The sequence below is a fragment of the Gordonia liuliyuniae genome (assembly GCF_021739025.1).
GTDB classification, from domain to species: domain Bacteria; phylum Actinomycetota; class Actinomycetes; order Mycobacteriales; family Mycobacteriaceae; genus Gordonia; species Gordonia liuliyuniae.
Window position 1 is genome coordinate 745,895 of record NZ_JAKKOT010000002.1, and the last position, 13,379, is coordinate 759,273.

Genomic DNA, 13,379 nt, shown 5'->3' on the forward strand with positions numbered 1-13,379 from the left:
TAACCGATAAGGTGAGCGACATGACAGCACCGACTTCCTGGGAATACGTGACAGTTCCGCTGCTCACGCACGCGACCAAACAGATTCTCGACCAGTGGGGATCGGACGGATGGGAGCTCGTCAGCGTGCTCCCCGGCCCGACCGGCGAACAGCACGTCGCATACCTGAAGCGCCCGAAGAGCTGACTGCGATGAGCGGACAGTGGAGCGCTCGGCTGGCGGAACTCGGCATCACCTTGCCCGACGTGGTCGCGCCCGTCGGCAGTTACACGCCCGCGCTGCGCGTCGGCGACATGGTCTACACCTCGGGTCAGCTGCCGGTGGTCGACGGGGCCCTCGACGTCACCGGCAAGGTGTCCGAGGGTGCGGAGGGCGTCGTCCGACCTGATGCGGCGAACGCGGCGGCGCGCCAGTGCGCGTTGAACGCGTTGGCCGCCGTGCACGCCGAGGTCGGCATCGACGCGGTCGTGCGCGTGGTCAAGGTGGTCGGCTTCGTCGCGTCGGCGAACGGATTCACCGGCCAGCCCGCCGTCATCAACGGCGCGTCGGACCTGATCGGTGAGATCTTCGGCGACGCCGGAGTCCACGCGAGGTCGGCCGTCGGAGTCGCCGAGCTCCCGCTCGGCGCCCCCGTGGAGGTCGAGTTGGTCGTCCAGGTCCGGTGAGTGAGGAGATGGCCCCAGCCGAACTCACCCATCCCGCCTACGGTCGGGCCCGCCAGGTGACCCCGTTCGCGTCGGTCGTCCTGTGCGAGAACCCCGGCATGATGACGCTCGACGGGACCAACACGTGGATCCTGCGGGCGCCAGGCGCGTCGCGCGCCGTCGTCGTCGACCCCGGGCCGCGCAAGCATCGCAAGCACTTGGCGAATGTGCTGGACGAGGCGGGCGAGGTGGAGTTGACGCTTTTCACGCACCGGCACGACGATCATGTGGGCGCCCTCAAACGATTCCGGAAGATGACCGGGGCTCCGACGCGCGCATACTCGTCGGACTTCTCGTTCGATGCGCCGCGGCTGACCGACCGCGAAGTGATCGAAGCCGCCGGGTTGCGCATCACCGTGATGCACACGCCCGGGCACACTCTCGACTCGACGAGCTTTCTCGTCGAGTGTGACGGACACCGTGCCGTCCTCACCGGAGACACCGTGCTCGGATCGGGGACCACGGTCCTCGACCCGAGGGACGGGACGCTCGGCGACTACTTCCACTCACTGAATCGGTTGATCGTGGAGGCGGCCGACGTTCCGATGCTGCCCGGCCACGGTCCCGACCATGCCGAACTCGGTCCGGTCGCGCGCTTCTACAAACAGCACCGGGAGGAGCGGCTCGAGCAGATCCGCGCAGCCCTCGTCGAACTCGGCACGTCGCCGCGCGAGGCGAAGCCGATGAAGGTCGTCAAGACCGTGTACGCGGACGTCGACGAGGAACTGTGGCCGGCAGCCAAAATGAGCGTGAAGGCGCAACTGGAGTATCTCCGGACGCTTTGACGTCCCTGACGCCTGCCCCTCCGGCGCTGGACCGACGCACTCGGTAGAACGCACTCGGCAGGAAGCACTCGGCAGGAAGCACTCAGCCCGGGCGGCTCGCACCGATGCGGTGCACAGTCTCCCGGGCTGAGTCGTTGCGTTACAACTGTCGTCCGCCGGTCAGCGGGCTCGGCGTGCGAGACGCTCCGAGTCGGCGATGAGGACGCTCTTGCCCTCGAGCCGCAGCCAACCGCGCTGAGCGAAGTCGGCGAGGGCCTTGTTCACCGTCTCGCGCGATGCGCCGACGAGCTGCGCGATCTCTTCCTGCGTCAGGTCGTGGGTGACGCGCAGCGCGCCGCCCTCCTGCGTGCCGAAGCGCTGCGCCAACTGGAGCAACTGCTTGGCGACGCGACCGGGCACATCCGTGAAGATCAGGTCGGCGAGGTTGTTGTTGGTCCGTCGCAGCCGGCGCGCGAGAACACGCAGGAGCTGCTCGGCGATCTCCGGACGGTCCTTGATCCACTTCTTGAGCGCGTCACGGTCCATGGTGACGGCGCGGACCTCGGTGACCGTCGTGGCCGACGACGTGCGCGGACCCGGGTCGAAGATCGAGAGTTCGCCGAACATGTCGGACGGACCCATGATGGTCAGTAGATTTTCGCGGCCGTCCGGCGAACGCCGGCCCAGCTTGACCTTGCCCGAGAGGATGATGAACAGTCGGTCGCCCGGCTCACCCTCGTGGAAGATCACATGACCGCGAGGGAACTCGACCGGCTGCAACTCTTTTGCGAGTGCAGCTACAGCCGTGGGCTCAACCCCCTGGAAAATGCCTGCCCTGGCGAGTACTTCTTCCACCTAAAGAACCTCTCTTGTTCCGAACGCATGTTCAGTGATCAACACTACTGGCAAAAATCATAGTTGTTGAATTGATCACTTGTGCGGCAGGCATTGACAATGGTGCGCAATGTCTGAATTTCGAACCTATCAACTCGCGCGGTTGCGAGCATCGGAACCGGTTGGAATGACCGGATCGCCTACCTCGTCGTTGTTCCGCCGCTGACGGAGTTCGTCCAACGCTGCGGGCAGACCGTCCTTCGCCAGATTGCCGACGTCGGTCTCGTCCGCCGTGTCGAGGAACTCCTCGACGTGCGCACGGCCGACGGACAGTCGGTCCAAACCGTTCTGGACCTTCTCCATCGCGAGCGCGAACAGCATCAGCAACGGGGGGATCAGAAGCACGGCCAGTCCTTGCATGGTTCCCCAGTCAACACGAAGTCGCGGCGAGGGTGAAACGAGAAGGCCCGTCGTCACCGAGTTGTGACCACATCGTCGCTCACGGCGCGGGCGCAGACGCGTGTCGGCACGCGACCGCTAACCTGGGATCTTGTGAGCAGCCGTAAACCGGAGACCCGATTGGGCCTGGTCCGACGAGCACGTCGGATGAACAGGGCCCTGCACGTGGCGTTTCCGCACGTGTACTGCGAACTCGACTTCACCACGCCACTCGAGCTGTCTGTTGCGACGATCCTGTCGGCGCAGTGCACCGACGTCCGCGTCAACCAGGTGACCCCCGCGTTGTTCGCACGGTATCGGGACGCCTTCGCCTATGCGAGCGCCGACCGCACCGAACTCGAGGAGATGATCCGTTCCACCGGCTTCTACCGGAACAAGGCGAACTCGATCATCGGTCTCGGCCAGGGGCTCGTCGAACGGTTCGACGGCGAGGTGCCCGGCACGTTGAAGGAACTCGTCTCCCTGCCGGGATTCGGACGTAAGACCGCGAACGTGGTGCTGGGCAACGCTTTCGGTGTGCCAGGCATCACCGTGGACACACATTTCGGCAGGCTCGTCCGACGCTGGCAGTGGACCGACGAGACCGACCCGGTGAAAGTGGAACGCGCGGTCGGGGAGCTCATCGAACGCAAGGAGTGGACCGACCTGTCGCACCGGATCATCTTCCACGGGCGACGCGTCTGTCACGCTCGGACGCCCGCGTGCGGCGTGTGTGTGCTCGCCAAGGACTGTCCGTCGTACGGCGAAGGACAGCTCGACCCGATGAAGGCCGCCGCACTCGTCAAGGGGCCGGAGACCGAGCACCTCCTGGAACTGGCCGGGGTGAACACATGAGTCGGCTCGACACCGCGAAGAAGGCGTTGGCGCAACCGGGGATGCGCGCGATGATCGCGTTCGTAGTCGTCATGATCGCACTGGTGGCGGCGCTCTGGCCGCGCGGCGGCGACGAACCCGCGTCGGCGCCCGCGCCCAGCTCGTCTGCTCCGACATCGGGAGTAACCGATGCGGGCGCGTCGGTGGACGAGGTGGCCCAGGCCCGTGCGGCGGCCGCGCTCACCGCATGCCCGAGTGGAACCGGGCCCGCGACCGGCGTGCTCGCCGGGGTCTCGGCGCCGTGCATGGCCGACGGACAAGTGGTCGACCTCGGGACGGTCACCGCCGGCCGACCGCTCGTGATCAACATGTGGGCGGTGTGGTGCCTGCCGTGCCGGCGCGAACTCCCGCTGTTCGACCGGCTCGCAGCCCAGGCCGGCGACCGATTGAACGTACTGGCGGTGCATGCCAAGGAGGGCGCGGACAAGGAGTACTTCGTGCTCAAGTTCCTGCAGGAGTTGAACGCGCACCTGCCGGTCGTGACCGATCCGCACGGCGACATTGCCAAGGCCGTCGCCGCGCCGCGAGTGTTCCCGTCGACGGTGATGATCCGCGCCGACGGGACGGTCGCCGCCGTCCTGCCGCGTGTGTTCGACACGTACCAGGACCTGACCTCAGCGGTCCGCGAACACCTCGGCGTCGACGTGGGGGAGGCATCGTGACTCGACACGACCCGAAACTGCCCGACGCGAATCTCTTGGTGCCCCGCACCGAGGTGCCCGAATGGCTGCGCGCCGTCACCGACGACGTATCGGAGGTCAACAAGAAGGTGCTCAACCGGGGCGGCGACCGAGCCCGGATCGCTGCCGACTTCGTCGCGACTCGCTCGGCGGCCGTGCTCGTTCTGTTCGGCGGATCGTTCGCCGCCGCGACCGACTATCCGGGCGGTGTCCCCGCCGACGCCGACATCCTGTTGACCGAGCGCGCGACGACGTTGCGCACCCACGGCGGACAGATCGCGTTCCCCGGCGGGGCCCGCGACCCCGGCGACGAGTACCCGGTCGGGACCGCGCTTCGCGAAGCGTGGGAGGAGACCGGGTTGGTCGCCGACGGCGTCGATGCGCTCGCCACCCTGCCCGTCTTCCCCGTCCCGTCGGGTTTCGAGGTCACGCCGGTCCTCGCGCACTGGTCGCGACCGTCGCAGGTGAGCGTCGTCGACGAGGGGGAGACGGCGCGGGTGACGCGAGTGAACTTGCGAGAGCTGTTGAGTCCGGAGCATCGATTCCAGGTGATCCGCGAGATCCCGGGCATGGCGCCCTATCTGGGCCCGGCGTTCGTCTACGACGGCATGTTGGTCTGGGGGTTCACCGGCGGTCTGCTCGCCGCGATCTCCGAGACCGCAGGCTGGGACGTGCCGTGGGACCGTGACGACGTCCGTCCGTTGGAGCAGATGATCTCCGAGACCGGCGGGCGCCAAGTGTCCGGATTCGCTGTGGAGCCGCCCCGGTGAGCGGGTCGCTGTGGGTCGACCTCATCATCCTCGCGGTCGCCCTGCTCGCCGCGTTCAGTGGCTACCGGCAGGGGGCTGCAGCGTCCGCGCTCGCGTTCATCGGCGTGATGATCGGTGCGGTCGCAGGCATCCTGTTGGCGCCACTGGTGATCGAGCAGTTCGACGACCGACGCCTCCGCCTCGTGATCGGCGTGATGCTGATCGTGGTGCTCATCGTCGTCGGCGAACTGTCCGGCATGGTGCTCGGACGCGCCGTCCGAAGCAGCATTCACTCGCGGACGTTGCGGCATCTCGACAGCGGAATCGGCTCGGTGCTGCAGGTGATCGCAATCCTCGTGGCCGCATGGCTGCTGTCGTTCCCGCTCGCCAGCTCCGGGCAAGTCCGCATCTCCGACGCCGTCGCGGGATCGAAAGTGGTGGAGAGCGTCGACGCGGTGGCCCCGCAGTGGATGCGGGACCTGCCGAACGAACTGACCGACCTCATCGACTCGTCCGGGATCAAAGAAGTCATCGGCCCGTTCGGCGAGACGCGGGTCGCCAATGTGGACGCGCCGGACGGTCGGCTGGCCGACCTCCCTGTCGTGCAGCAGGTGCAGCCGAGCGTCCTCAAGATCAACGGCGTCGCCCGCAGCTGCGGGCAAGCGTTGGAGGGGACCGGATTCGTCGTGTCACCCGAGCGGGTGATGACCAACGCGCACGTCGTCGCAGGCACCGACTCGGTCAACGTCGAAGTGGCCGACGGTCGTGAACTCGAGGCGACGGTCGTCTGGTTCAACTCGCGCAATGACATCGCCGTCCTCGACGTGCCGGGTCTGCGGGCGTCGGCCCTCAAGTTCGCGACCGGCGCGGGCGGCACCGGCGATGACGCGATCGTCCTCGGCTACCCGGAGAACGGCCCGTACACGGTGACGCCGGTCCGGATCCGCAACGTCGTGCAGTTGAACGGACCCGACATCTATCAGCACGCCAAGCAGATCTCCCGCGAGGTGTACACGGTCCGCGGGAACATCCGGTCCGGCAACTCCGGCGGCCCGATGATCAACCGTGACGGATCGGTGTTCGGCGTGGTGTTCGGCGCGTCCGAGAATCCCGCCGACCACACCGGGTTCGTCTTGACCGCAGACCAAGTGCAGAGCGACCTCGCCCAGTCGGAGAAGCGTTCGGGTTCGGCCGAAGCCGACACGCAGCGCTGCGTGTCCGCGCACTGAGCACGGGGCCCGTCGTGTGCCGTCAGGCGCCGAGGTGGTCGAGCACTTCGGCGTTCACAGCGTCGGGCGCCTCCTGGTGCAGGAAGTGTCCGGCACCGGCCACCGTGCGGTAGGTGAAGTCGCGAGCCCAGTGCTCACTGTCGGCCATCAACGAATCGAGGATGTAGTCGTCCTCCCGGCCGCGCAGCGCGAGGAACGGTTGGTCGAGCCGTTTGTCCATCACTTCCATGAACCGCCAGCCGTCGGGACGGAACTGGGAACGGAACGCCCATCGGCGATACTCGAGGCTGCAGTGAGCGACGCCGGGGATCTGGATGGCCAGCCGGTTGCGTTCGATGGCTTCGGCGAAGTCCGCGGTCTCCTGCCACGCCTCGCCGGACTGGGCGTGGAAGTACTCGTCGATGAATGCGCCGTTGCCGCGAGTGAGCCGTCGCTCCCCGATCCGGGGTAGCTGATTGTGGATGAACGGCGCCAGGAACGACGATCGCTCCTCCGCATTGAACAGGACGCCCTGACGCAGGGCGCGGGGATGCGGGGACGACACGACGACGACCCGGTCGATCGCGCGCGGATGCAGAGTGGCCGTCGCCCAGCAGACGAGACCGCCGTCGGCGTGCCCGACCAGGGACGCCGACGAATGCCCGAGCGCCCGGATCAGCGCGTGCGTGTCGCCTGCCAGCGTCCACCCGTCGTATCCGCGTGGCGGCTTGTCGGAGTCGCCGTATCCGCGCAGGTCGACGGCGACCGCGCGGTATCCGGCAGCGGTCAATGCGGGAAGCTGGTGACGCCACGTCCACCAGAACTCACCGAAACCGTGCAGCAGCAGTACGAGCGGCCGATCGGCGATCGACCGGTCGCTCTCGACCGCGTGGAAGCGCAGGCCGCCCGCACGCACGTCGAAGTGCTGCCACGGCCCGTCGAACCGAACCTCTGTGGGGTCCGGAGGAGTGTCGTTGTTCAACTCGTCGATCTGTGAAGAGCCGTCAGCGGCTCATCGGATCACGTGCCGGCGGGATCTGCGGGTGGGCGACGCCGCCGGTCGACGACTTCTCCCGGCCCGGAACCACGCTGCTGATCTCCGACAACGATTCGATGGTCTTCTCGGGCTTCCGCAGCTTCCGGAACAAGATGTAGCCGGCGACGATCGCGGCGATCGACACGAACAGCAAGATCAGGAAGACGATGCCGAACGCGGCCCACGTCGGCAGCCACAGGTCGAGCAGGAAGCCGAGGAATACGAAGAAGAACAAGCTCGCATACAGGAGGAGGACGGCTGCGCCGACGATCAAGCCGGTGCCCGCACCTGCCTTCTTCGCCTCGTTGACGAGTTCGGACTTGGCGAGTGCGACCTCGGCCCGGAACAGCGTCGACACGTTGGCCGACGCGTCCTTGACGAGATTGCCGATGGTCGGCTCGCCGTCCTTGCCGAGGTTGGCATCCGACATCGGAATAGACGGGACGCGCGGAGCGTCGGCGGGCTGCGGAGGCCAGGTGTCCTGATTGCCGCTCACGAGTTCTCCCTTGCTGAACGTTGGTCGGCCTTCATGTTGCCATGCCTGAAGTTTCGAGCCGACGCCCACACGCGGATCGAGGGCATTAACCTCCGCGGTCGACCGCACGCCTGCTCTGTCGCGGGGGCCTGCCGCAGCCGATCGAGCGGAGTCGCGATCACGACTCCGCTCGATCGGGGTGGGCCGACCAGGCCCTGAAGACGGTCAGGCCCGCTTGGCGCGGATCGCCTCGAACACCGCGGGGTCGACGAGGGTCGACGTGTCGCCGAGTTCGCGGCCTTCGGCGATGTCCTTGAGGAGGCGGCGCATGATCTTGCCCGATCGGGTCTTGGGCAGTTCCGGGACGATGTTGATCTCGCGCGGCTTGGCGATCGGCGAGATGTCGACGGCCACCTGCTGGCGCAGTTCGGCGACCAGGTCGTCGCCCGGTGCCGCATGCTCCATCAGGATGACGAACGCGACGATGCCCTGGCCGGTCGTCTCGTCGGCGGCGCCGATGACGGCGGCTTCGGCGACGGCAGGATGTGCGACGAGCGCCGACTCGACCTCGGACGTCGAGATCCGGTGCCCGGACACGTTCATCACGTCGTCGACGCGACCCAGCACCCAGAGCGCGTGGTCCTCGTCGAAGCGGGCGCCGTCGCCCGCGAAGTACCAGCCCTGCTCGGCGAACCGCGACCAGTAGGTCTCCTTGAAACGATCCGGGTCGCCCCAGATGCCGCGCAGCATGCCGGGCCACGGGCGGTCGAGGACCAGGTAGCCCTGCTCGCCGTCGGGCACGGGGGCGCCTTTGTCGTCGACGATCGACGCGCTGATGCCGGGCAGCGAACGCATCGCCGAACCTGGCTTGGTCGCGGTGACGCCGGGCAGCGGGGAGATCATGATGCCGCCGGTCTCCGTCTGCCACCAGGTGTCGACGATCGGGCAGCGTCCGCCGCCGATGACGTCGCTGTACCAGCGCCACGCTTCCGGGTTGATCGGCTCACCGACGCTGCCGAGCAGACGCAGCGACGAGAGGTCGTGCGCGTCGGGGATCTCGCGGCCCCACTTCATGAATGTGCGGATCAGGGTCGGTGCGATGTAATACGTGGTGACGCCGTACTTCTCGATGATCTGGAAGTGGCGGTGCTCGTCCGGCGAATTCGGGGTGCCCTCGTAGATCACCTCGGTCGCACCATTCGAGAGCGGGCCGTACACGAGGTACGAGTGGCCGGTGACCCAGCCGATGTCGGCTCCGCACCAGAAGACGTCACGACCCTCTTTGTGGTCGAACACGTTGTGGAAGGTGTAGGCGGCCTGGGTCAGGTAGCCGCCCGACGAGTGGACGATGCCCTTCGGTTTGCCGGTGGTGCCCGACGTGTAGAGCAGGAACAGCGGGTGTTCGGCGTCGAACGACTCCGGCTCGTGCTCGGGGGACTGCTCGGCGACGGTGTCCTCCCACCACACGTCACGGCCCTGCACCCAGTTCAGGTCCGGGTCGTGGTTGGTGCGGCGTACGACGATGACCTTCTCGATCGACTTCGCTGCGTCGGCACCGGTGCCGAGGGCTTCGTCGACGGCCTCCTTCAACGGGGCGGGCTTCCCGCGACGGAACTGTCCGTCGGTGGTGATGACGACCTTCGCTTCGGCGTCGTCGACGCGGGAGCGCAGAGCGGCGGCCGAGAAGCCGGCGAACACGACCGAGTGCGTCAGACCGAGGCGTGCGCACGCGAGCATCGAGATGATCGCTTCGGGGACCATCGGCATGTAGATGGCGACGCGATCTCCCGCGACCAGGCCGATCGATGAGAGGTAGTTCGCGGCGCGCGACACCTCGTCCTTGAGCTGGCTGTAGGTGATGTCCCGTGTGTCGTCGAGCGGCTCGCCGACCCAGTGGATCGCGACCCGATCGCCCTTGCCCGCGGCGACGTGGCGGTCGACGCAGTTCACCGCGACATTCAACTCGCCTCCGACGAACCATTTCGCGAACGGAGCGTTCGACCAGTCGAGGACCTGTCCGAACGGCGTCGTCCAGTCGAGGCGCCGTGCCTGCTCGGCCCAGAACTCGTCGGGGTTCGCGTCGGCGCGGTCGTACATCTCGACGGTCGCGTTCGCGTTGTCGGCGAACTCCTTCGAGGGCGGGTACACCTTGCTGGCTTCGGTCATTCCTCGTCTGCCTTTCCTTGTCGAACTGCCGCGCTGAGAGCACGTCGGCCACCGCGCACAGTGTTGTCTGGCACCGGATGCCGCCTACCTGTGAGGGTAGTCACTGTACGTTGCAAGCGCGTAGCGGGTAGCGACCGTGAGCGGCACTGGCGCGATGAACGGTCGCTCGAGCACGATGGGTGGATGCTGCGCGAGGTCGAGCCGTCGACGCATCGCACGACGGCGCGGCGGACGCATATATCGTGGCCGGTGTGAGTGTTGATCCGCTGGCCCCGCTGCTTGACCTGCCCGACGTCCGCGATGCCGCGGAGTTGGCACGCGACGCGTTGGGAGTGGTGCATCGGCATCGCACCAACCTGCGCGGGTGGGACAAGACATCGCGCGAGGCGTCGTGGCGTGCGGGTCGTTCGTCCGCAGCCATCGAAGGCGGCAGCGTCGAACTGCAGCGCGACGCACAGTTCGACGATCCGATCACCGAAGGCGCGATCCGGGTGGCCCAGGCTCTCGACACCGACGGGATCGACCAGCTCGTGTCGGTGTTTCGTCGCGCCCCTGCGCAGGCTCTCGCTCGACTGCACACGCTCGCCGCAGCCGGCGTCGTCGACGATCCTGAACTGCTCGGCCGTCCACGGTCGGATCCTCATATCGCGCAGCGTCTGGACTTCCTCGGTCAGCTCATCACCGGCGGGACGACGGTCCCCGCACCGGTGGTGGCGGCGATCGTCCACGGCGAACTGCTGTCGTTGGCCCCGTTCACCGAGGGGAACGGCGTGGTCGCACGCGGGGCGTCGCGCCTAGTGTCCGCGTCGACGGGCCTGGATCCGCATCTGCTCGGCGTCCCCGAAGTGACGTGGTTGAAACGCATCGGCGAGTACCGCGAACTGTCGACGACGTTCGGCACCGGCGACCCTTCCGCAATCGGAGCGTGGATCGTCCTGTGTTGTGAGGCGATGGAGGCGGGGGCCGTCGAAGCCAAGTCGATCGCCGACGCGGCCGCTGGCTGAGTTGCACACGATAACGAGCCGCACACGATAACGCGCCTGCACACGATTGCGGGCGGTGCCGGTGGTCGATTGTCATCTCGACCGGGCACCGCCCGCGAGCACGAGCGAAAGTTACCAGGCGTGCTGGGTGGGTTGTGTGGGCCGCCTCGGCGTTCCCAAGTCCACCTCAACGTGTACTCGAAATACAGCGACGCTTTCCCTGTGTGAGTTCACGAATGGTGGCCGAGGGTTCGCAGGCGCACAACGCTTCTGCCAATGCGGCGTGCTCCGCGTGGGTGCTTGCCGCCCGTGCTGGGAACCTCAGATCCGGGGGCTCAGGCCTTCTCTGCTGGCCTGAACTTTGCCGTCTGTGATTCCGTAACCACATTCTTACCCTGTGACTGTCGTCACTGCAAGGGGTTCGACGGAAATCGATCGAGATCGATCAGGCGGCGCGAAGCTGCAGGTGACGGGCCTGGTGGCGGTGATAGATGACCGCTGCGGCGGCGATCGCTCCGATCCCTGTGGCGCACAGTGCTCCTCGTCCGAGTGTGCCGGGACTCGGCCGGTGGGAGGCGGCTGCGGGAGTAGCGAAGTCGAGGATCTCCCATTCGTTATCGGCGGCGTGACGGCGGAGAGTTCTGCCTGGATTCACGACTGCCGGCCTGCCGACGGCGTCGAGCATGGGGAGGTCGGTGGCGGAATCGGAGTAGGCGTAGCACTGGCTCAAGTCGTATCCGCGCTCGGCCGCCAACTCTTCGACGACGGCGGCCTTCTCGTCGCCGTAACAGTAGAAGTCGAGATCGCCGGAGTAGAGGCCGTCGATCACGCGCATGATGCTGGCGCGGACGATGTCGACGCCGAGCAGGTCGCCGATCGGCTCGACCATCTCGATGCCCGATGCCGAGATCAGCACGACGTCGTGGCCGGCGTCCTTGTGTTGCTCGATCAGTTCGAGGGCCTCCGGGAACACGACCGGGCGCACCACGTCGTCGAGGGTTTCGGCGACGATCGACCGCACTTGCGCGGCGTCCCAGCCGGTGGACATGTCGGTCACGTGTTTGCGGAGCTTGTCGACGTGGTTCTCGTCGGCGGCGGTCAGCAGGAACTGGAGTTGCGCTATTCCGGACCGCAGCATCGTGCGGCGCGACAGGAGTCCGCCCTCGTAGAACGGGCGCGTGAATGCGAGGGCACTGGAGCGCGCGATGACCGTCTTGTCGAGGTCGAAGAAGGCGGCGATGCGCGTAGGCTGTGCCGTGGTCACGTTCGATATCGTACATCGCCGGAATGTGATCCACGGAACACGAAATGGGTAATAGTTGGACTTGCAATCTTCGCGTCGGCGCGTGTAACTTGGGGTTTGTCCGGCAATGCCGGAAGCATTCAGCCCGACCCCCCGGGGCTGAACTGCTGATGACCCCGGCCTCCTCCCCCCTGGCCGGGGTCGTCTTCTATTCTGAGGCCTTTCTGTACGGCTGATCGAGCATTTCTCTCGCCGTGAATCGAATTCTCCAGGCTGTTTGAGACGTTTCCCAGTATTCGTCGCGCTCCGGGCGTATGTTCTACTGACAAGCTGCCGGAGCATTACAATTTCTTCAGCGGAATCCCCTATGAACTGCAGCATCCCGGCGGATCGCTGCCCGGGTCCAACGACTTCGGCTGTACGCCGACGCCGGAGCATCCGCGCCCGGTGATTCTCGTGCACGGGACCGGCGGCGCGCAGGCGACCAATTGGGGGCCGTACCCGGCGCTCCTCTCCAATCGCGGATACTGCGTCTTCGCCCTGATCTATGGAGCGATCCCGGGAGCTCCGTGGCCGGTCAACCAGATCGGCGGCTTGGGCAAGCAGGACGTCAGCGCTCGACAGCTCGACCGTTTCGTCGACAAGGTTCTCGCAGCCACCGGTGCCGAAACCGTCGATCTCATCGGCCATTCCCAGGGCACCTACATGCCGACGTACTACGTGAAGTTCCTCGGCGGAGCCGAGAAGGTGACCAAGTACGTCTCGCTCGCACCATTGTGGCGTGGCGCGGCGAGCACCGTCCCCATCCCGAACATCGGAAGAATGCTCGGTGCGATCGACATGCCGGTCTGCACCGGTTGCGGCGGCATGATGGCGGGGTCGGCGATGAACAAGAAGATATGGGCAGGCGGCAGCCCGTACGTGACGGGAATCGACTACACGAACATCATGACGCGCGGCGACGAGTTCGTCGTCCCGTACACCTCGGGCTACGTGAAGCCGCGCGCAGGCGAATCGGTCGCCAACATCGTCGTCCAGCAGGGCTGCGCCAAGGACTTCAGCGACCATTTGGCCATCGCGAGTTCGCGCCGCGCCGCCTACCACGTGCTCAATGCGCTCGATCCGGCGCATCCGGTCACCGTGCCATGCGAGTACGTCGCACCGTTCACCGGGCAGCACTTCTGAGTTACGGGCAGGGTGGTTGAG

General features: G+C 66.6%; 15 protein-coding genes. 9 read left to right on the forward strand and 6 right to left on the reverse strand.

The window, feature by feature from the left end; all coding sequences use genetic code 11:
* Positions 1-20 precede the first annotated feature (20 nt).
* Genes sp36 through L5G28_RS04465 form a run of 3 tightly spaced genes read left to right on the forward strand, consistent with a single transcriptional unit; the run spans position 21 to position 1,488 of the window.
* Positions 21-185 (forward strand): Sp36 family protein, encoded by a 165-nt coding sequence (gene sp36, locus L5G28_RS04455; RefSeq protein WP_236997935.1) that lies wholly within the window; start codon positions 21-23, stop codon positions 183-185.
* Between the two features lie 5 nt (positions 186-190).
* A complete protein-coding gene (locus L5G28_RS04460) occupies positions 191-664 on the forward strand; it encodes a RidA family protein (RefSeq protein ID WP_236997934.1) in 474 nt (157 codons plus the stop codon).
* A gap of 8 nt (positions 665-672) precedes the next feature.
* Positions 673-1,488, forward strand: coding sequence for an MBL fold metallo-hydrolase (locus tag L5G28_RS04465; protein WP_237000553.1), 816 nt, complete (start codon positions 673-675; stop codon positions 1,486-1,488).
* A 159-nt stretch (positions 1,489-1,647) separates the two neighbouring features.
* Here L5G28_RS04465 and L5G28_RS04470 read toward each other — a convergent pair whose 3' ends face one another.
* Positions 1,648-2,322, reverse strand: a complete 675-nt coding sequence (locus L5G28_RS04470; protein WP_183369883.1) for a Crp/Fnr family transcriptional regulator — start codon at positions 2,320-2,322, stop codon at positions 1,648-1,650.
* A gap of 129 nt (positions 2,323-2,451) precedes the next feature.
* On the reverse strand, positions 2,452-2,706 hold the full coding sequence (locus tag L5G28_RS04475; protein WP_372476879.1) for a hypothetical protein: 255 nt from the start codon (positions 2,704-2,706) through the stop codon (positions 2,452-2,454).
* Between the two features lie 201 nt (positions 2,707-2,907).
* On the opposite strand from L5G28_RS04475, the gene nth reads away from it, so the two are divergent.
* From nth to L5G28_RS04495, 4 genes are read left to right on the forward strand one after another with little or no spacing between them, the layout of a single operon-like run.
* Positions 2,908-3,594, forward strand: coding sequence for an endonuclease III (nth, locus tag L5G28_RS04480; protein WP_237000554.1), 687 nt, complete (start codon positions 2,908-2,910; stop codon positions 3,592-3,594).
* Positions 3,591-4,295, forward strand: a complete 705-nt coding sequence (locus tag L5G28_RS04485) for a TlpA family protein disulfide reductase (RefSeq protein WP_237000461.1) — start codon at positions 3,591-3,593, stop codon at positions 4,293-4,295. Before nth ends, L5G28_RS04485 begins: the two co-directional genes overlap by 4 nt.
* Positions 4,292-5,083, forward strand: a complete 792-nt coding sequence (locus L5G28_RS04490) for an NUDIX hydrolase (protein WP_237000462.1) — start codon at positions 4,292-4,294, stop codon at positions 5,081-5,083. Before L5G28_RS04485 ends, L5G28_RS04490 begins: the two co-directional genes overlap by 4 nt.
* On the forward strand, positions 5,080-6,291 hold the full coding sequence (locus L5G28_RS04495) for a MarP family serine protease (RefSeq protein WP_237000463.1): 1,212 nt from the start codon (positions 5,080-5,082) through the stop codon (positions 6,289-6,291). Before L5G28_RS04490 ends, L5G28_RS04495 begins: the two co-directional genes overlap by 4 nt.
* Before the next feature lie 22 nt (positions 6,292-6,313).
* Here L5G28_RS04495 and L5G28_RS04500 read toward each other — a convergent pair whose 3' ends face one another.
* From L5G28_RS04500 to acs, 3 genes are all read right to left on the reverse strand, one after another.
* Positions 6,314-7,252, reverse strand: coding sequence for an alpha/beta fold hydrolase (locus L5G28_RS04500; RefSeq protein WP_308191558.1), 939 nt, complete (start codon positions 7,250-7,252; stop codon positions 6,314-6,316).
* A gap of 22 nt (positions 7,253-7,274) precedes the next feature.
* Positions 7,275-7,802, reverse strand: a complete 528-nt coding sequence (locus L5G28_RS04505) for a phage holin family protein (protein ID WP_236997929.1) — start codon at positions 7,800-7,802, stop codon at positions 7,275-7,277.
* A gap of 204 nt (positions 7,803-8,006) precedes the next feature.
* Positions 8,007-9,947: an acetate--CoA ligase gene (acs, locus tag L5G28_RS04510; RefSeq protein ID WP_236997928.1), complete on the reverse strand. Its 1,941-nt coding sequence runs from the start codon at positions 9,945-9,947 to the stop codon at positions 8,007-8,009.
* Positions 9,948-10,198: 251 nt separating this feature from the next.
* Here acs and L5G28_RS04515 point away from each other — a divergent pair, with 251 nt between their 5' ends.
* Positions 10,199-10,951: a Fic family protein gene (locus tag L5G28_RS04515; protein WP_237000464.1), complete on the forward strand. Its 753-nt coding sequence runs from the start codon at positions 10,199-10,201 to the stop codon at positions 10,949-10,951.
* A gap of 424 nt (positions 10,952-11,375) precedes the next feature.
* On the opposite strand, the gene L5G28_RS04520 is transcribed toward L5G28_RS04515, so the two are convergent.
* Positions 11,376-12,194 (reverse strand): HAD family hydrolase, encoded by an 819-nt coding sequence (locus L5G28_RS04520; protein ID WP_237000465.1) that lies wholly within the window; start codon positions 12,192-12,194, stop codon positions 11,376-11,378.
* A gap of 273 nt (positions 12,195-12,467) precedes the next feature.
* Here L5G28_RS04520 and L5G28_RS04525 point away from each other — a divergent pair, with 273 nt between their 5' ends.
* The gene (locus L5G28_RS04525) at positions 12,468-13,358 is read left to right on the forward strand and encodes an esterase/lipase family protein (protein WP_372477173.1); all 891 of its coding nucleotides are present in this window, start codon (positions 12,468-12,470) and stop codon (positions 13,356-13,358) included.
* Positions 13,359-13,379: the final 21 nt, after the last annotated feature.